Source organism: Pseudoalteromonas sp. CNC9-20, from assembly GCF_022347875.1.
Taxonomy (GTDB): domain Bacteria; phylum Pseudomonadota; class Gammaproteobacteria; order Enterobacterales; family Alteromonadaceae; genus Pseudoalteromonas; species Pseudoalteromonas ruthenica.
Window position 1 is genome coordinate 218,851 of record NZ_JAKRFS010000003.1, and the last position, 18,470, is coordinate 237,320.

Sequence of the window (18,470 nt, forward strand, 5' to 3'; positions counted from 1 at the left end):
AAAAGCCCAGCTTAGTGCTGGGCTTTTTTATGCTTTGAAGGTTATTTTACGAAGCGCTCTAGCTCGCTTTGAGTGGTGCGAGTTAGGTGCTCTGAGCGCGCGCATTGCTCTGCGGCTTGGTCTATTTGCGCTTTTGCGTCTTCACCTAAGGTTTTAATTTGCTCCACCGATTGCTGAGTATTGGCCTGGGTTTGCTCCAGTTCATGCACTGCTGCGACAATATCCTGCAATTGTTGTTGGTTTTTCTCAAAGTCTTGCACTAGTTCACTAAAGCCTGAAGCCGTGTTACCGATTGCTTGTTCAGCACTTGAAGAGTGCTCAATAAGTTGCTCTGACTCTTGGTTAGTATCGCTTACCAAGGTGCCCATTTTATTAATAAAGTCGCTAATTTGCTGGGTCGCATCACTGACTTTAAGTGACAGTGAGCGTACCTCATCAGCAACGACAGCAAAGCCTCTGCCTGCTTCACCGGCGCGAGCAGCTTCAATGGCTGCATTAAGGGCGAGCAGGTTAGTTTGATCGGCAAACCCTTCGACCATTTGCAAAATACTGCGAATGTTCTCTGAGTTTTCTTTCAAGCCTGCAACGGTGTCGGCAAATCGCCCTAATAGCTGCGTGATCTTATGAATTTGCGATACTAATTGGCTAAGCTCTTCAGATGAAGTGCGTACAAAGGTGAGGTTCTCACTGTTGTCGCTGAACACTGCATCCGTATTGGCGACGATTTGCTCTAGGCTATGCGTGACTTGCGTGGTGCTCGCTGCAATCTCACTACTAAATTGTAATTGTCGAGCTCCCAATTCAGCTGTGTTTTGCATGGATAAATTGACCTGCTGATTGCTATCAGCAGCTTGGGCTGCACCTTCATAGGTGGTATTTAAAAGGGCGCTTAGATGGTGTACAAACTTATTATATTGCTCTGATAAGTCACGAAATTCATCATACGTGAATTGGGGTAATCGCGCATTTAAGTTGGCATCCTGTTGATTGATTTGCTCTAACGTATCGCGCATCGCTTGCACAGGGCGCACAATTAAATGGCGCATATAGAACACCGTAAAAATAAAACCACCGACGACTAATAGCGAGATCACCGCAAACAGCGCCAAACCTTGTTCTTGAGCGCTCAGTTCGCGGTACAGCCAAACTAAAGTAAGTAACTGTAAAGCAAACAAAAAGCTAAGGTTGCCAACAATCTTACGAGTTAGCGTATAAAAAAATGTTTCTTCAATATAATTGTACATGCGCATAAACCAACTCATTGATGAGGGCTCCGTTTGCCTGAGTAGACGTCAATGTATACATGCTCAGTATTGTATAAAGCAAAAGATTTTCAAGTGTTTAGCGATGAAGTAAGCGCCTAGCTAGGCATCATTCGCTAAAATCATCTTAGTATTGCATGGGTAATTGGTGAAAATGCCATCAACTCCCAGTGCTCGCATATCAAGAATATCTTCTTTCTTATCTACAGTATAAGCATAGACCTCGAGCCCGCGCTGTTTCGCATCGGCGACAAACTCGTGGTTTACGAAGTTTTTGTCTAAGTGCAAGCTATACGCATGCAAGCGTTGAGCAAACTCAGCATAGTTGAGCGGGATAGAGGAAGTCAGCGCCCCAATTTTCACCCAAGGTAGATGTTGCTTCAACCATACGAGTTGATGGTGATCAAAAGAAGAGACAATAAGCTGCTCTCGCTGTAATAAACCCTGTTGTACATTGTGCTCTAGAGTAGCAACGAGCTTATCGAGTGAGAATGTGTGTTTAAGTTCTAGGTTTAGTAAGGTCTTATTCCCTATCCAGTCGATCATGTCTTGCAGCCCCGGCACGCGCTGTCCTTGGCCGGCATCATAACGTTGAATTTCTGCTAAAGGGGTTTTATTGACCTTGCCTTGACCTGAGGTGGTTCTATCAAGCCAGGTATCATGAATGATGACATAGTCATCAAGGCAGCTTTGTAGGTCGACTTCTATACCATCGACGCCCACAGAAAGGGCACTTTCTATGGCGATTTGCGTATTTTCCGGGTAGTTACCGCTGGCACCGCGATGAGCAAATACTTTCATTTCTTATCAGTCCGTCTAGCAGGGTCATTGCTATCTTTGTTGATGGCAATCAATTTATCAAGGGCATTTATCGCGATTGTCGAGATACTGACCAAGTCTCAAAAAATGCAGCACTGACAACCAGCATACCGCCTATCAGCGTGGCGATGTCTGGGCGCTCTTGCAATAAAATAAAGGCCAAAATGGTGGCATAGAGGGGCTGTAAGCAAGAGATGAGTCCAGCCGTTGTTGCACTGAGTTGGCGCAACGAGGCGGCAAACAATGCATGGGGAGTGGCTGTAAATACAATGGCGACCAAAAACAGCAGAGCAATATCACGCTGCGTAACGGCCATGGGGGGAACCTCAACAAAGGCACATAGCATTAGACTGGCGACCAAGGTTTGATAAAACATGGTTTGCGGGCCGCCATAGTGGTTGAAGTACTGGCGCTGCAAAATATTACGAAGGGCAAAGCATAATGCAGAAAACACCCCGGTCGCTATGCCCAAAGTGACATCATTTCCCAGTGTTGCTTCTGGTATGAGTAAGTAAATTCCGACACTGACGGCAATGGCACTGATCATATCCTTAAGCTTGGGCAAAGCGCGATGAAAAAGCGGTTCAATCATAACGGTTAGAACCGGATAACTAAAAAACGCGATAATGCCGATGGTGATCCCGGCTAGCTGCATTCCTGCAAAATAGGTTACCCAGTGCACGCCAACGATGGCACCGAGTGCCAGTGCTATTAGATAGTCTTTGGTGCTTCTTAGAGCGATGGGCTGGCGCATTGCACCGAGCATGATAACTAAGGCAAAGGCTGCGATTGCGGTGCGATATACAGTGATATCTAACGCTGGCAGGTGAATTAACTTGGCGAATAAGGCGGTGCCACCAAACAGTAGAACCGCTGTATGCAAAAAGAATAAGCTTTGTTTGTGAGAGCTCATAGCGCGTCAAAGGCTGTTTTTTTTGCCAGCATACCATGAGCTATATAACAAAGCAGGTGCTGACAAATGTCATCTGCTATTGATGACAAAGGTGACTGCGCAGCGGATGGTAAATAAGCAATGATAAAGATGTCCAAACAACAGGAGAGACATCATGAAAATAACCATTATCGCTTTGGCACTTACCAGCGCCGTGACCACCTCGACCTTTGCCAGCTCAACCGATGTGCAACACATTGAGCAAGCAGCAGCCACTCTAGATATACAAGAGCTACGCTTACATAGTCAATCAGCCCAGGGTTACGAGCAAGGCTTGGCCTATTACCGCTTGAGTATGAGTCAGTACTTGCAAGCACAACAGCAGGCGGCGCAGCAAAGCCTGGAGATGGCGCAGCAGAGCTTAGAGCAACTTCTCGCTGAGCCTTTGTCAGATACCGAATTAGGCGAGGCCAAAGCTTTGCTAGCCCAAGTGTATGGCTTCAAAATCACCTTTAACCCTCTCAAAGGGGCGTACTACGGGCCTAAAGCTGGTAAGTTATTGTCCCAAGCAGAACGTCTTGCACCTAATAGTCCGCGTGTACACCTTATAAAAGGTGTTAGTGCTTATAACACCCCGTCCATGTTTGGCGGTTCAAAACAACAGGCCTTGCGTGATTTTAATAAAGCAGTGTTATTGTTCTCTCAGCAACAGGACACTCGCTATGGGTGGGGAGAGGCAGAGACCTACACATGGCGTGGGCTAACACAAAAGGAGCTTGGCCATGGCGAGCAAGCCTTAGCCGACTGGCAGCAGGCGCTGCAAGTGAACCCTGATTATGGCTGGGCGAAAATGCTCATCGCTAAAAATCAGTAAATTATGAGCACAAGCCCATCAGCGCGGTGGTATTGATAACCACCGCCGCTTGTTATTTACTAGCTCAACAGCGTCATGGTCGCTCTATGAGTTAAAGGCCACAGGAAAACCGTTATATGCTTTACTCCTACACTATCGCACAAAACCAGAAGCCTTTTTGGAACTGGATGCCACTGATTTTCTCAAGTTTTTACTTTTTACCTTTAATCATGGCGAGCGATTATTTTTCGTCGGCACAGATCGCGTTAGCCATCGTCGCTTACATTGTTTTTGTCGGGCTGTATGGCTTCGCTCTTCGGGTTAAAGGGAGCAAGCTGGTTGCCTGTGTGATTGCCATGCTGGTGCTGTGTATTGCAGCAACGGCTATCACCCCTGGAAGCCAGGCATTATTTGGTTTTATCGCGTTTTTATGTGGTTTTCACTTTATTGGCTGGCAAGGGAAAGCTGCGTTAGTGATTATTTTACTGGGCGCGACCCTAAGTGGCGTGGTCTTTGCCCCGGCGCAGCTCGGTTATTACTTGCTTCCGGCGGTGGTAGTCAGTATTGGTATTTTCTTTTTTGGTGTCTTTGAGCGCCGCGAGCGTCAGCATGCACGAGCTAAAGCACGTAGCGAGCAACAAATTGAGCATATTGGCGCGGTGGCTGAGCGTGAGCGCATCGCTCGCGATCTCCATGACTTACTAGGGCATTCGCTATCAAGTATTGCCTTAAAATCAGAGCTCGCGCAAAAAATGCTTGATGCCAAAGAAAGTGAGCGAGCCAGCGTCGAGATCAACGAGGTAAGTCAGTTGGCTCGGGACTTACTCAGCGAAGTGCGCCAGGCGGTGGCGGGGATGAAGCAAATGGGCCTAGGTGGAGTGTTAGAAACCATTACTAAAAATTTGCAAAGCCAGAACATTCAATGCCATGTTGGGCCGGTGCCACGTTTGCCGAGTACGATTGAGAGTGCACTGTGCTTTATCTGCAAAGAAGCGGCAACTAATGTTATACGCCATAGCAAGGCGACTCACTTTGGGGTTGAGTTCAAAGAGACTGATAGCTATTGGCAAGCGAGTATGTTCGATAATGGCAAAGAAACGAACGTCTCTTTTGGCAACGGACTTAAGGGCATTCAAACACGCTGTGAGCAGTTAGGTGGTGAACTCGATATCAACACTGAGCAAGGCGTGCGTTTAACATGCACATTTTTAAAATAAGGGGGCGGCGATGATACGCGTTGTTGTTATAGAAGATCAGGCGCTAGTGCGTAATGCCATTGTTGCTTTACTAAATTTAGACCCTTTTATTAAAGTGGTTGGTGAAGCCAGTGACGGCCAATCAGCGCTCACATTATTGACTGAAGTACGGGCTGATTTACTACTCAGCGATATCGAAATGCCCAATATGAGTGGCTTGGAGCTGGCCGAGCAAGTCACCCATGAAGGTATCCAAATCGTGATTATGACAACATTTTCTAAATCTGGTTATATTCGCCGCGCACTGGATGCGGGTGTACGCGGATTTATTCTCAAAGAAGCGTCCAGTGATTATCTAATCGATGCATTAAAGAAAGTCCATCAAGGGCAAAAGGTTATCGACCCAGAGTTGGCATTGTTAGCGCTGGAGGATAATAACCCCCTAAGTCGTAAAGAGAGTGCCGCACTTAAGCTCACCGAAGAGGGGCTAAAAACCAGTGATATTGCCGCGCAGCTCTATTTAAGCGAAGGCACGGTACGCAATTATCTCAGTGAAGCGATTAGTAAGTTAAATGCCTCCAATCGCAGTGATGCAGCGCGTATCGCCAGACAAAAAGGATGGTTGTGATAAAAATTGTACACACCAATTGTTTTCCCCATTTTCTTCAAAGTACTTTTTTATAGTCGATAATCATCATGTGGTCTTTCAGAGTGATGCTTCTTGATATTATTTTTATGTTTATAAATTGTTATTTATTTTCTTTTATAATTGTTGTTTTTTAAATATTTACGGTTTTTAAATAGGTTGAAAATTAACTTCTAAAACGTTACCTTTCCCAGTTGGTATTTTCTTGAATAGAAGTGAAGTTTTGAAGTATAGACCTGAAATAGATGGCCTGAGGGCTATTTCCGTCATGTCGGTAATTATATATCATGCTGGGGTTTCTGCTATTAGTGGGGGCTTCATTGGTGTTGATGTTTTTTTTGTTATTAGTGGTTTCTTAATTACTTCAATAATAATGAGAGAGTTGGATAATGGCAGCTTCTCCTTATATAGCTTTTATGAAAGACGCGCGAAGAGAATTCTTCCTCCTCTTTTTATTACGATATTAATTACCCTTCCCCTAGCTTTTTTCTTTTTAATACCATCGCAGATAAAGGATGTGGGGCAAAGTATTGTTGCAGTTAGCTTTTTCCTATCTAACTATTTCTTTTATTTAGAAACAGACTACTTCAACCAATTTAACAATAACGCTCCGCTATTGCATACTTGGAGCTTAGCAGTTGAAGAGCAGTTTTATCTAATTTTCCCCTTACTGATGATCATGCTATCCAAGTCAAGACGTATGATTATTACTTCCTTTTTTCTAATTGCTTCATTCAGTCTTTATTTCGCACACTCAGGCGCGGTCACATCACCTAACCTAACATTTTACTCAATACATACGAGAGCCTGGGAGTTGATCGCCGGTTCAATTTGCGCGTTTTTTATGTCTTGTAATGCGTTTTCTAAATACCTTGATAGTAAACGCAATAGCAAGAACTTAGAGATTATAGCGATTGCTTGTCTAGTAATAATAATTGCCAGTTTCTTTTTCTTTGATAAAAAAACTCTACATCCTAGCCTTTTTACGCTAGTTCCAGTGCTCGCGTCAGCAATTCTCATTACTATTAGTGGTCATACATATTTCTGTAAAAAAATTCTTAGTAATACTGTTCTTGTTAAAATAGGGTTAATAAGTTACGGGTTATACTTATTTCATAACCCTCTTTTCTCCTCAATTGATATATATTTCGACAATCTGGTTGATGAGAAAATTTACTATAAGCTGATGCTTATCCTTCCTGTTTTTTTGCTATCAATTGCTTCATATTTGTATGTGGAAAAGCCAATAAGAAAGTATCGCAATATTAAGCCTTTTAGGCTGATCGCCACTTCGTCGGTATGCTTATTATTGTTTAGCTCCGTGGGTCTGCTGATTCATAAAACAAATGGCTTCAGAAGTTTCTATGTAAATAAGCTAGAAAGCGCTGGTATGGAAATGCTCGTTGATGTCGAATTAGAGCGTACTCGTATCTTGAAGCTTAGAGAGCGTTATTTTCCTAGCGATCAGCCATTCGACTGTGAGGACGGGTGTTCTAAAATTCTACTGCTAGGAGATTCTTTTGGAAATGATGCGTATATGTCGATGTCAACCATCGCTAGTCACTGGCAAGTTCGCTACATCTATTTAGACGACGAGTGTATGGCTGACTTCATTGCGGCAGATATGGAAGGTGAACTTGGCATAAAATGTAAGAATAAGGACGTAATTGCAGGTGAACTGTTAAAACAAGCTACAAATGTAGTTATCACAGCTAAGTGGCAGGAAAGTACATACCAAGCAGGGTTTGATTTGGCGCGATATATTGAGAGTTCTTATCAAAAGGAAGTTACTTTGGTGGGTTCAATTCTTTTTACTGACTTAGCATCTTTATCTATAAAAGCTTGGCGCTCTGATATGGATCTTCAGAAACTGCCAGAAATCACATATAAGTATCAACGATGGGATCGTGTGCGTATTAGTGACAAGCTTAAAAGTGCAGTGAAGCAGCAAGGAACTATCAAGTGGATAGATAAGAAGCACTTCTTCTGTGATTATCAGAAGGAAACTTGTCACTTGTTTGATGAAAAGCGAGAGCCTCTTATTTGGGATAATGCCCATCTTACATCTAGAGCGTATGCAGCCTACGGAAAATTCCTAGCTGATGGCGTACTTTAGAGGGCTTTTCGATCAAAAACGCTAGGTTTTTGTCTGGGGTTTTACTGATATTTATATGCATTGAGAAATGAATCGCTTTCCAAGCCATCCATCTTTATTGGGTGGCTTTTTTTTGAACGTGAGGTAAGGATACCGAGCCGGGGGATGGGCTTGGATGCCAGACTATAAGAGTAATAAAAAAGAAAGGAAATGGTGGAGCTAAGCAGGGTGAAAAACGCTCGAAAAAAGTACTGCTTTTTTAGTTTTGAACGCGAGGTAAGGATACCGAGCCGGGGGATGGGCTTGGATGCCAGACTATAAAAGTAATAAAAAAGAAAGGAAATGGTGGAGCTAAGCAGGGTGAAAAACGCTCGAAAAAAGTACTGCTTTTTTAGTTTTGAACGCGAGGTAAGGATACCGAGCCGGGGGATAGGCTTGGATGCCAGACTATAAAAGTAATAAAAAAGAAAGGAAATGGTGGAGCTAAGCAGGATCGAACTGCTGACCTCCTGCGTGCAAGGCAGGCGCTCTCCCAGCTGAGCTATAGCCCCACTAAAAAGTGGCTTGTCCGTTAAGACGTTTGGTATTTTATTAATTTTACTTTCAAGGTCAAGTACCGCATCAAAAAAATCACGCAAACCTAAACATTATCTTTATCAGATGCACGCACTAAGGTGCGGGCTGTCACTTTGCGACAATACGCTCCCCAAAGCACGGGGGCTTTGATACAGTAGGGAAAGTTAATAATAAGAATGTCTTTATCATGTATAAATTAATCACGGTGGCCTTGTTTTATTGTGCTTTAACGGCCTGCTCATCATCTTATGATGAACCCGAATATGAGGTGCAGTCACAGCAGTTTTACGGCAAAACCACAGAGCAAGGGCAGAAAATATTCGCCTATGTTATTACCGTCAAAGCCAGCCGCAGAGAAATGCTCGACCCGGATGAACCCATTACTCGCCGTGAGTTTGAACGTTATGCTGAAAAGGAGTACTTCGAAGAATCGCGGGTGCTGAAACTGCAACTTGAAGATCAAGGTGCCGCAGCCCTAAAAAAAGAGCTCGATGAGCGCCAGTATTGCCCCGGTGACTATGAAATAACACAAGTGCTATGGCGTGATTTAAGTGTGCAGTTGCGCGGTGAGTGCCTGTAATGAGTCGAGCTATTGCAGCGCTGGAGGCGCTTTTTACGGCTTTGGATATTACTTGTGAGAAGCTCTCTCACCCGCCCTTAGCCACGGCACAAGCGGCCGACAACATTGCCTTAGAGCGCCCTGGAGTGAGGCTAAAAAATCTATTTTTACGAGACAACTATGGCCGCCGGCATTTTTTACTGATCACCGCCCATGACGCGCAGGTGGATCTCAAAGCGCTTTCTAAAGCGCAGCAAGTATCGCGTCTTGGCTTTGCATCGAATGAGCGGTTACAGCGTTACTTAGGCGTACACCCCGGGTGTGTATCAATGTTGGCATTGATGAATGACCCTGAAAATCAGGTCGAATTATGGCTAGATGAGGCCATTTGGCAGAACACTCCACCTGGTACGCTTTATCACTGCCATCCTTTTGACAATCGTTATACTTGGCTGGTGGCCAAGCAGGACTTACTGCGTCTGTTCAGGCATTGGCAGCATCAAGTGCAGGTTTTGTCGGTCCCCAAACGTTGTGGCACGGCGATGAGTAAGTAGCCACATAGACACACAAGTAGTAAACACCCTAAAAAAGCACGCTCACCGTAGGTTTGATACAACAACCCAGGAACAAACGAGCCCAGTGCGCCGCCGCTGTAGTAAAAAGACACATACACTCCATTGGTGAGGCTGGCGCTGGCGCTGCTGAGGCGGTTTACTAGCGGAGCCGCGGTGGCATGAATAATAAACATCGATGCACAAAAACAGGTAAAGGCAACGAGGAAAACCGGCAAACTATGCCAAAACATCAGCGCAATGGTGGCGCTGTAGCCTAAAAATACCGTGGCCAATAAACTGAAAATATTCGCACAGCGTTTTTGCAAATAGGGAGTAACAAAGGTCGTTAACGCTCCTAATAGGTAACCGCTATAAACTAAACCAATATTTTTGGTATTGGTCATGGCGTAGGTACTGCGCAAAATAAAGGGCAAATAATTCAACAGCGCTGCAAAACAGAAAAACATACAAAAAACACTGGCGTAAAGCGTAAGTATGCGCGTATTTAACAGTGCGCTAAGGTTACCCCGCAGTGGTGTATGGGCTTGGCGTATGGGCGCCCGATGGGCGCGAATGCATGCAGCGAGTGCCAACAACAACAGTGAATTAAGCCAAAAAAAGCTTTGCCAGCTGAGATACTCAGCGAATCCAGCTGCTAAGGCGCGACCTAAAAAGCCACCAGCAATGGTACTGCCAATATAACCACTCATTTTTTTGCTCACTTCAGCGCCTTGGTAGCGTATCGCAATACTGGCCGTCATCGCGGTGAGTGCGGCGGGCAGTGCCAAACCTTGAATTAATCGCAGCGCTTGCAACTGCCAAAATTGCTCGGTGAGTGGTACCAAGGCGTTGGTTAAGGCGAGCGTGACCATCACTACTTGGAGCACCCGGTATAGGTTGCGGCGGTTGAGAATGACACCATAAAGTAAAGGAGCAATGGCCAAAGGGGCCATGGTCAGGGTCATGAGCGAGCCAGCAGTGGCTGGGGATACTTGATAATACTGTGCGAACAGCGCCAAAAGGGGTTGTACGGCGTAAAGAATAAAAAAAGTAAAGACCGAGCAGGTCAGTAACAACCAATAAGACATAAACCCAAGTACATAAAATGAGTAGCTGCAGCATCAGTGTATCATAAGTTCAGGGGCAAACCTTGGCTTGCGCTTAGTCAAAGTTTCTCGCAATCACTTCTGTTACTGTCATTTCCGTGAAGGATGAGTAAAATAACCCTATTCGGTTTGTATTTTACAAGTGATAGATATGGGGTCATTACAAGATCAGCTTCTTAAAGCCGGGCTAACCAACGAGCACAAAGCTAAACTGGCCAAGTCGGAAAAGCGTAAAGCACAAAAGAAAAAGAAGAAAAAAGGCGCCACTAGCGACCAAAGTGATTTGCAAAAGCACATTGAGCAAACCAAACAAGCGCAGCAAGAAAAAGCTAATCAGCTAAATGAGCAGCGTAAACAGGAGCTTAAAGAGCGAGAGCAGGTTGCACGGGTAAAACAAATTCTTGAACATCACAATCAAGATGAGATTCGCGGTGAGCTTACTTTCAACTTCACCTACGACAATAAAATTAAAGAAATCGATGTTAATGCACAAACCCAGCAGGCGCTGGCAAAAGGGCGCTTAGCCATTTGCGTATTAGAAGGCCAGTTTTATGTGCTGCAAGATGAGCCTGCTCGTAAAATAGCCGAGGTCGATGAAAAATATATTGTTTTCCATGTGGAAAATGAGGACGACCAAAAAGACGAGGACGATCCGTACGCAGACTACGAAGTACCTGATGATCTAATCTGGTAGTCAAAGGCGACGGCACGAGTACAGTAGTCGGTGGCACTCAGTGTAGGTTAATTCTTAGTTGCTAGGTTTAAGAACATGGGTCTACACTCATTGTTAACATTTTATCTACCGTCAACATAAGAGTAACTACTATGAAAAAACTAACAAAAGTCCTTGTGGGAACTGGTGCTTTAGCATTATCGGCATTAACTATGAATGTTCATGCTGCCGATGGCAAAGCGCTCTACACTGAGAAAAACTGCCACACTTGCCACGGCGCCGATGGTAAAGCACCGATCATGCCTTTGTATCCTAAACTAGCAGGGCAGAACAAAGAGTATATGGTAGCGCAAATGAAAGATATTAAGTCTGGCAAGCGCAACAATGGCATGTCGGCGGCGATGAAAGCCATGGTAATGAACATCAGTGATGCGGAGTTTGAAGCCATTGCCGAATACCTTGCCAACGTAAAATAAGGTCATTATTTTAAAAAAGCCATCGTAGGTTTGCCTGCGGTGGCTTTTTTTATTGAATGACACCCTAGAAGTGTTTAGACTTCTATACATCTATTTTAAGTGGAGTAACTCATGAGTGTGATCCCGACATTACCCCTGTTAAGGCTACGCGATAAGGTCAGTGATCAAGAGTGGCGTTTACGCGTTGATTTGGCGGCGTGTTATCGCTTGGTTGAGCATATGCGTTGGGGCGATTTAATTTACACCCATATGTCGGCGCGTATTCCCGGCACTGATGAGTACTTGGTGAATGCATTTGGCTTGAGCTTCGATGAGGTGACTGCCTCTAATTTAGTGAAGGTGAATCTGCAAGGTGATATTCTTGACGACACGCCCCATCAAATAAACCCAGCGGGCTTTACTATTCATAGCGCCATTCACGAAGTGCGCGATGATGCCCACTGTGTAATCCACTTGCATACCAAAGAAACCATCGCTGTAGCCAGTGTTAAGGGTGGCCTGCAGCCTTACAGCCAGCACTCTATGTTCTCGTTGCCATCATTGTCGTACCACGAATACGAGGGGTTGGCAGTGAATGACGAGGAAAAGCAGCGCTTACAACAAGACTTAGGCACTACTAACCATATGTTGTTAGTGAATCATGGCGGGTTAACCGTCGGGCCAACGGTGGGCGATGCCTTTATGCGTTTCTATGACTTGCAGCGGGCGTGTGAAATTCAAGTAGCCATTCAAAGTATGAATCAGCCACCTACGCCTGTGCCTCAGGCTATTATCGATAATATTTATAATCAAGCGAATGTGGTCCATAGCGGCAGCACCGGCGGGCAAAAAGCGTGGCCAGCTATGCTTCGTAAAGCATACCGTCTTGACCCTAGCTTTGCTGAATAACAAGGATAAGCCATGAAAGTAAATCGTGTAGAAATATTTGATATTCACTGCCCAGAGCGCCCAGCTTGGACACCCGTATTTGTGCGTATTCACACCGATGAGGGGATCAGTGGTGTAGGTGAAGCAGGCTTGGCTTATGACTTAGGGCACAGCGCTGCAGCAGCGATGATCAAAGAAATGGCGGATGCATTTTTAATCGGTCATGACCCATTCCAAACAGAATTGTTATGGTCGCGGATGCTGCGTGAGAGTTTTTGGGGGCTCGGTGGCGGGCCGGTGGTCTACGCTGCCATGAGTGCGATAGATACCGCGCTTTGGGATATCAAGGGTAAAGCTTTGGGCTTACCTGTATACCAATTATTGGGCGGCAAGGTGAATGATGAACTGCGTACTTATGCGTCGCAGTTACAGTTTGACTGGGACAGCGAATTTAAGGCCTTAGTGCAACCGCAAGAGTATGCTGAAGCCGCACTTAAGGCGGTGGCGCAAGGCTACGATGCTGTGAAAGTGGACCCAATTCAATACGATAAACAAGGGAACACTTACTACGATCGCACTAAGATCATCGACCGTGGCGAGATGAAACTGTACCGCGCGCGGATGCAAGCCATTCGTGAAGCGGTGGGGGACGAGGTGGATATTATTTTTGAATGTCATAGCCTGCCCGGAGCAACATCGGCAATTCAGATTGGTGAAATCGCTGAAGAATTCGATTGTATGTACTACGAAGAGCCGGTGAATTACCTCAACCATTCTTTGCATGCAAAGGTGGCAGACAAAGTCGCCGTGCCCATCGCCGGTGGTGAGCGTTTATATAACCGCTGGGGTGTACGCCCTTATCTTGAAGATCAAAGTATTGACGTACTGCAACCGGATATTGGTTTGTGCGGTGGCTTTACCGAAACTAAAAAAGTCTGTGACTATGCCGATATCTTCGATGTGCGTATTCAAGCGCATGTGTGTGGCGGGCCAGTGGCTACGGCGGCGTCCTTGCATCTAGAAAGTGCGATTCCGAACTTTTTAATTCACGAGCACCACACCTATGCCATTAAAAAGTGGAACCGCGAGCTGTGTATTCAAGATCCGCAGCCAGTGAATGGTAAGTTTAAGGTCAGTGAAGCGCCAGGCATTGGCATTGAGCTTAATGATGAGGTCGTGATGCGCTCATCAAGAGTTGAAGTGAAGTAGCTTCACTGGATACAAAAAAGGCCAGCCTATGCGCTGGCCTTTTTTGTTTTTACTGGCATTGCAGCTGTGGTGCCGCGACTAGGGTGTCGCTATTTAGGTGATGGATATAACACTGGTCTTCATCGCGCATCAGCATAAAGCGATCGGGCATGGTGATTTGTTTGCCCATGATAGGGTTGCCTTGGCTATCGACCACATTGGGATGGCTTAGTACCAATGAGCTTTGCTGGGTGAACACGCCGCCACTGAGGCGCACCTTATCAGCGTCAAGGATGCGACTGATAATCTCAGCGACTTGCTCGTCTGCGGCATTGACCAGTAGGGTTTGCTTGAGCTGCGAGTCGCTGGTGCTATTGCAACCGGTACTGGTGATAAACAGCATTGACGCCAACAGGGTGGTGATTTTTTTAAGAGTCATAGCCGTTAGTCCTTTCTCACTGGCGTCATTATCCGGTTGTTTTGCAACTTGCTGTGCGTGCGGTTGTCGCCGATGGCAGCTGCTCCTGAATTAGCCGCAGCATTGCTAACAGCATAACCTTTTAAGCCAGCTAAAGTGCTTGCAGCAGGGCAGTTACCGGTCGCGCGGTAGCCAAGAGCTGCACTGAGCAAGGCCTCATTACGATCGCCGAGTAAATGATTAAAGTCATCGGCTACAGCGCAGCCTTGCACAAGCACTGGCGCGCGCTCGGTATTAGTAATATTCTGCGGCGCAAAGCCATCGGCATATTCACCAAACCCTTTGTCATTGACGCCAGTAAATTGAATGGTGAAAAAGGTGGTATCGCAATTATCGGTAGGGTAAAAGCCATAAGGCTTGCCACAGGTGCCATCGCCAATGAGTACTACTTCAAAGTTACGGCTATCGGGGATACCCCGTAAGCCGTTAATTAACGCTTCGCTGGCGGAGCACGTGTTGCCGGTGGTGAGCACAAATACACGGTTCAAATTAAGACTTGGCAAGGCTGTGCCCGCGCTGATGCCGGAGTCGGGGTCGAAGCCAATGTATTCGTCAATAAAAGGAAAGGGAGTTAAGGGATCGCCAGTTACCGGGTTTGTGTCTGGGTTTTTATCATTAAAAATAGTTTGCTCGAATATCACCCCGTTGGTGTTATTGCTACCTGCAATCATATACCCGAGCTGAGCCGCCATGGCGAGAAAGCCACCACCGTTGTAGCGCATATCAACCACCAAGTCAGAAATATTGGCGCCCGCGAGTTGATTAACGGCATCAACTAACTGACGCTCGGCAGGTGCATTGTGATCATTAAACTGCATATAACCAACATTGCCAGTGCCGGTACTGAGTGTGCCCACCTTCATTACTGGGTCTTGGGTGAATTGCGCCGAGTCTAAGGTAATACGCTGTTGCTGGTTGGAGCCGCGCAGGGTGAAGGTAAACTGTGTTTCAACACCTGTTTGCGTGGGGAACAAAGCGGCGTTAATGGCATCGACATTGTCGCTATTGACAACATCCACGCCATTTACAGCGGCGATTTGCCAACCTCGCTCAATGCCTTGGGTGCTCGCATCAGTATTCGGCTCGCTGTAGGTCACCACGACCTCGCGCGGAGGAGTCGCCTTGACAACGCGAAAGTTAAAACCATAGCCTAACACACTGCCACTTTGCTGTTGTTGCTCCCATTCATCGGTGGGCAGGCTAAAGTGAAAGTTATCTTTGGGCGCACCGGACGCGGTGACGTCATTCGTTTTCAGTACATTGAAGTAGTCAATGACATCAGTGATGGACGCGGGATCGCGGTCTTCAATTTCATCGTACCAGAGGTAAGTTTCATTACTCCATGAGCGCAGCCAGTACTTTTGGTCTAGCGCAGCGCATTGGCCTTTAAATTGTTCGGAGTCAGCAAAAACACCGGCAACCCACCCTGTATCGGGGCTAGGGCCTGGGGATGTTGTATCGTCACTGCCACTCCCACAGCCATTTAAGGTAGCTATGATAGCGGCACATAAAGCCGTTCGAAAAGAATGTTTAATGATCATGGAGTTTCGCCTTAGTGTTAGCCTGTAAGTAACTTTATATCAAAGCGTGTAAGACTGTAAAAAGAAAGTTAACTCTTATGATTTATATCGCTTTCTTTTAGTTAAAGCAGTGCATTATACGTTGCTTTGCATTAGCATTAGCGCGATAGTTAATACCCACTACGGACGTGGCTAAGAATAAGCGTAAGGTGTAATAGGTGAGAGCAAAACAAGTCTTTGCGATGGCTATGGTTTTAGCGTTGAGCGGTTGTGCATCAACTGACGAGCAGCTAGCGGATGCAGCGAAGTACCATGACTGGCAGCTTATGTCGGTTGACGGTGAAGATGTGCGCCATCATCAAGCCTCACTCAGCTTTATTGATGCTTTGCAGCTAAATGGCTTTTCCGGTTGTAATGACTTCTTTGCCGCCAGCAATATTCGCGAGCAACGCCTAGAAGTCACTAATCTGGGAATGACCTATAAACAATGTAACGCCGCACTGACAGGCACAGAGCAAGCACTATTGGCGACGTTGAAGTCAGCGCCGATTGTGCGCCTTGGCGAGCGTCAAATGACGCTGAGCGGCGAGCATGTGCTCACCTTCAAGCGCACCACACCTTAAGCGATTAGCGTTTCCAGTTCTTTGGCAACAAAAGGGCGCCCTTTGGCATTCACCGCAGTCCCTATCACTTTGGCTTGCAGGGCCACTTTGTCGTCAGCACTGCGATAAACATTTTGCACAAAAGCAAATTTTAAGCGGCTTTCGCGCACAACCTCTACGGTCACGTAGAAATGATCCCCTGGCATAAGCGATGCCTTGTAATCCAGCTCGCTACGCAGCACCACCAAGTTGATTTTATCTCTCGCAAGCGCAGCAAAATCAACCCCTTGCGCAAGTAAAAACTCGTGACGAGCATGCTCTAAGTAGTTGAAATAAACACTGTTGTTAACAATTCCTTGAATATCACATTCGTAATCGCGTACTTTCATATCAATACGAAAGGTCATAATCTCAATTCCTATATTTTTATTTGGCGCTGATGCTAGTATGGGGATTACAGTACATCAAGGCGTAAATGAATATGAGTGAAATCGCTATTGTAACCGGTGGTAGTAAAGGAATTGGTCTGGCCATTGTTGAAAAGTTATTAGCGCAAGGGTATCGCGTTTATAACTTAGATATTGTCACGTCGGAGCAAGGCGAGTATCGCCATTGTGATATGCGCGATGTGCCTAGCGTAAAAGCGATCATTGCAGAGATATGCGAGCGTGAACAAGGGGTTGATGTGTTGGTATGTAATGCAGGAATTCACCGCAGCGCCACCATAGAGCAAACCGATGAAGCGTTGCTAGATGAAGTTATCGCGCTCAACATAAAAGGCGCTTATGCGGCAACCCAAGCCGTGCTGCCCAGTATGCGCAGCGCTAATAAAGGGGCGATAGTTTATATTTCTTCTGACCAAGCACTAGTGGGGAAGCGCAACTCCTTCGCCTACAGCCTATCGAAATCTGCATTGGCTTCGATGGCGAAAACCACCGCACTGGATTACGCCGAGTTTGGCATTCGGGCCAATGCGGTGTGTCCAGGTACCATAGAAACGCCGTTGTTCCACAATGCCATCGACAACTACTGCCAACGCAGTGGTGCTAACAAAGAAGAAGTGGTGGCACAGGAGTCAGCCATGCAGCCGTTGGGGCGACTCGGGCAAGCCCATGAAGTGGCGAGCCTCGTGGCATTTTTAGCCAGCGATGAAGCTGGGTTTATCACCGGATCACTGCAGGTGATCGACGGTGGTTACACGGCCCAGTAAATGTCGCAGCGCCTGTTTGACCCTCATGTGCACTTGTTTGACCTTAGCCAGGGTGACTATCACTGGTTAAGGCGCAAAGGAGCGCCATTTTGGCCGCAAAAACAGGCTATTACGCGTAATTTTAAGCAGCAGGATTTGCACCTCAAGGAGCCGTTGCAACACTGCGGCGCGGTGCATATTGAAGCCGGTTTTGACAATGCTGAACCCGCTCGAGAGCTACAGTGGTTGGCTGCCTCGGGGTTTACTGGGGCCGCCATTAGTCATGCCGCGATTGACCTGGCCCCTGCTGATTTTGCTGAGGCATTAGCTAAGTTACAACACCCGCTATTGCGTGGTATTCGTGATATCACCGAAGGCGCAGATGGAGCGCGATTACTTAACCCCCATTGCATCGACAACGCCGCGCTGTTAGCAGAGCAAGGGCTTCTTTTTGAGGCGCAATTTACACTTGCTGATAGCCAATTGTGCAAACGCCTTATTGATTTAGCCACAGCTGTGCCGACTATCAACATAGTCATTAACCATTGTGGCTTGGTGAGTGTGGATGGGTGGTCATTATGGCAAGACAACCTAGCGTTATTGCGTAGCTGTGACAACATCTTGATCAAATGCAGTGGCTGGGAAATGTTGTATCCGCATAAGTCAGTGCAGTGGCAGCAGCAGGTTATTAGATGTTGTATTAACGCGCTGGGCGCTGAACGGGTGATGCTCGCCAGTAACTTTCCCCTGTGTTTAATGCAGCAAAGTTATCATCAGGTGTGGCAGGGGTACGCCGATATGGTGTTGCCACAAAAACACAAACTTATGCACGATAATGCGTGGCAGCTTTATCATCAGCCATAAAAAAGCCTCTCATTGAGAGGCTTTAGTCAACAAGGTAGGGGATGAGCCTACTCGT

The 18,470-nt window shown here is 46.2% G+C and carries 20 protein-coding genes and 1 tRNA gene; 13 read left to right on the plus strand and 8 right to left on the minus strand.

The features are described from left to right. Positions 1-41: 41 nt before the first annotated feature. The 3 genes from MHM89_RS08145 to MHM89_RS08155 form a co-directional block, all read right to left on the minus strand. Entirely contained in the window at positions 42-1,262 is a 1,221-nt protein-coding gene (locus tag MHM89_RS08145) for a methyl-accepting chemotaxis protein (RefSeq protein WP_022946041.1), read from the minus strand. A gap of 102 nt (positions 1,263-1,364) precedes the next feature. Further along, complete coding sequence (locus MHM89_RS08150; RefSeq protein WP_022946042.1) at positions 1,365-2,063, minus strand: glycerophosphodiester phosphodiesterase family protein; 699 nt, start codon at positions 2,061-2,063, stop codon at positions 1,365-1,367. Between the two features lie 67 nt (positions 2,064-2,130). Beyond that, complete coding sequence (locus MHM89_RS08155; protein WP_022946043.1) at positions 2,131-2,994, minus strand: DMT family transporter; 864 nt, start codon at positions 2,992-2,994, stop codon at positions 2,131-2,133. A 154-nt stretch (positions 2,995-3,148) separates the two neighbouring features. Between MHM89_RS08155 and MHM89_RS08160 the strand changes: the two genes are divergently transcribed. The 4 genes from MHM89_RS08160 (at position 3,149) to MHM89_RS08175 (ending at position 7,784) form a co-directional block, all read left to right on the plus strand. Continuing rightward, positions 3,149-3,847, plus strand: coding sequence for a tetratricopeptide repeat protein (locus MHM89_RS08160; RefSeq protein ID WP_239408570.1), 699 nt, complete (start codon positions 3,149-3,151; stop codon positions 3,845-3,847). A gap of 116 nt (positions 3,848-3,963) precedes the next feature. After that, positions 3,964-5,043, plus strand: coding sequence for a sensor histidine kinase (locus MHM89_RS08165; RefSeq protein ID WP_239408571.1), 1,080 nt, complete (start codon positions 3,964-3,966; stop codon positions 5,041-5,043). 10 nt (positions 5,044-5,053) lie between these two features. After that, the gene (locus MHM89_RS08170) at positions 5,054-5,650 is read left to right on the plus strand and encodes a response regulator transcription factor (RefSeq protein ID WP_138548560.1); all 597 of its coding nucleotides are present in this window, start codon (positions 5,054-5,056) and stop codon (positions 5,648-5,650) included. Between the two features lie 223 nt (positions 5,651-5,873). Continuing rightward, positions 5,874-7,784 carry an acyltransferase family protein gene (locus tag MHM89_RS08175; protein WP_239408572.1) on the plus strand — a complete coding sequence of 637 codons (1,911 nt, stop codon included), beginning with the start codon at positions 5,874-5,876 and terminating at the stop codon, positions 7,782-7,784. 454 nt (positions 7,785-8,238) lie between these two features. Here MHM89_RS08175 and MHM89_RS08180 read toward each other — a convergent pair. Further along, positions 8,239-8,314, minus strand: a tRNA-Ala gene (locus MHM89_RS08180). A gap of 212 nt (positions 8,315-8,526) precedes the next feature. Here MHM89_RS08180 and MHM89_RS08185 point away from each other — a divergent pair. Beyond that, positions 8,527-8,919: a hypothetical protein gene (locus MHM89_RS08185; protein WP_053910070.1), complete on the plus strand. Its 393-nt coding sequence runs from the start codon at positions 8,527-8,529 to the stop codon at positions 8,917-8,919. After that, positions 8,919-9,452 carry a prolyl-tRNA synthetase associated domain-containing protein gene (locus MHM89_RS08190; RefSeq protein WP_045980547.1) on the plus strand — a complete coding sequence of 178 codons (534 nt, stop codon included), beginning with the start codon at positions 8,919-8,921 and terminating at the stop codon, positions 9,450-9,452. The genes MHM89_RS08185 and MHM89_RS08190 overlap by 1 nt, the downstream gene beginning before the upstream one ends. Here MHM89_RS08190 and MHM89_RS08195 read toward each other — a convergent pair. Next, entirely contained in the window at positions 9,398-10,540 is a 1,143-nt protein-coding gene (locus tag MHM89_RS08195) for an MFS transporter (RefSeq protein ID WP_239408573.1), read from the minus strand. The two genes, MHM89_RS08190 and MHM89_RS08195, sit on opposite strands and share 55 nt — an antisense overlap. A gap of 169 nt (positions 10,541-10,709) precedes the next feature. Here MHM89_RS08195 and MHM89_RS08200 point away from each other — a divergent pair, with 169 nt between their 5' ends. From MHM89_RS08200 to MHM89_RS08215, 4 genes are all read left to right on the plus strand, one after another. After that, the gene (locus MHM89_RS08200; protein WP_045980549.1) at positions 10,710-11,252 is read left to right on the plus strand and encodes a DUF2058 domain-containing protein; all 543 of its coding nucleotides are present in this window, start codon (positions 10,710-10,712) and stop codon (positions 11,250-11,252) included. 131 nt (positions 11,253-11,383) lie between these two features. Beyond that, positions 11,384-11,707: a cytochrome c gene (locus MHM89_RS08205; RefSeq protein WP_045980550.1), complete on the plus strand. Its 324-nt coding sequence runs from the start codon at positions 11,384-11,386 to the stop codon at positions 11,705-11,707. A 120-nt stretch (positions 11,708-11,827) separates the two neighbouring features. After that, positions 11,828-12,595: a class II aldolase/adducin family protein gene (locus MHM89_RS08210; protein WP_239408730.1), complete on the plus strand. Its 768-nt coding sequence runs from the start codon at positions 11,828-11,830 to the stop codon at positions 12,593-12,595. Between the two features lie 12 nt (positions 12,596-12,607). Then, positions 12,608-13,783: a mandelate racemase/muconate lactonizing enzyme family protein gene (locus tag MHM89_RS08215; protein ID WP_022945905.1), complete on the plus strand. Its 1,176-nt coding sequence runs from the start codon at positions 12,608-12,610 to the stop codon at positions 13,781-13,783. A 49-nt stretch (positions 13,784-13,832) separates the two neighbouring features. Here MHM89_RS08215 and MHM89_RS08220 read toward each other — a convergent pair whose 3' ends face one another. Together MHM89_RS08220 and MHM89_RS08225 are read right to left on the minus strand one after the other, a co-directional pair. Then, positions 13,833-14,201 carry a hypothetical protein gene (locus MHM89_RS08220; RefSeq protein ID WP_045980552.1) on the minus strand — a complete coding sequence of 123 codons (369 nt, stop codon included), beginning with the start codon at positions 14,199-14,201 and terminating at the stop codon, positions 13,833-13,835. A gap of 5 nt (positions 14,202-14,206) precedes the next feature. Then, positions 14,207-15,781, minus strand: coding sequence for a S41 family peptidase (locus MHM89_RS08225; protein ID WP_130148773.1), 1,575 nt, complete (start codon positions 15,779-15,781; stop codon positions 14,207-14,209). Positions 15,782-15,978: 197 nt separating this feature from the next. Here MHM89_RS08225 and MHM89_RS08230 point away from each other — a divergent pair, with 197 nt between their 5' ends. Further along, entirely contained in the window at positions 15,979-16,383 is a 405-nt protein-coding gene (locus MHM89_RS08230; protein ID WP_239408574.1) for an META domain-containing protein, read from the plus strand. Here MHM89_RS08230 and MHM89_RS08235 read toward each other — a convergent pair. Continuing rightward, the gene (locus MHM89_RS08235) at positions 16,380-16,769 is read right to left on the minus strand and encodes an acyl-CoA thioesterase (protein WP_022945901.1); all 390 of its coding nucleotides are present in this window, start codon (positions 16,767-16,769) and stop codon (positions 16,380-16,382) included. The two genes, MHM89_RS08230 and MHM89_RS08235, sit on opposite strands and share 4 nt — an antisense overlap. Before the next feature lie 74 nt (positions 16,770-16,843). On the opposite strand from MHM89_RS08235, the gene MHM89_RS08240 reads away from it, so the two are divergent. Together MHM89_RS08240 and MHM89_RS08245 are read left to right on the plus strand one after the other, a co-directional pair. Next, positions 16,844-17,572, plus strand: coding sequence for an SDR family NAD(P)-dependent oxidoreductase (locus MHM89_RS08240; RefSeq protein ID WP_045980555.1), 729 nt, complete (start codon positions 16,844-16,846; stop codon positions 17,570-17,572). Next, positions 17,573-18,415, plus strand: a complete 843-nt coding sequence (locus MHM89_RS08245) for an amidohydrolase family protein (protein ID WP_239408575.1) — start codon at positions 17,573-17,575, stop codon at positions 18,413-18,415. The last annotated feature ends 55 nt before the right edge of the window (positions 18,416-18,470 follow it).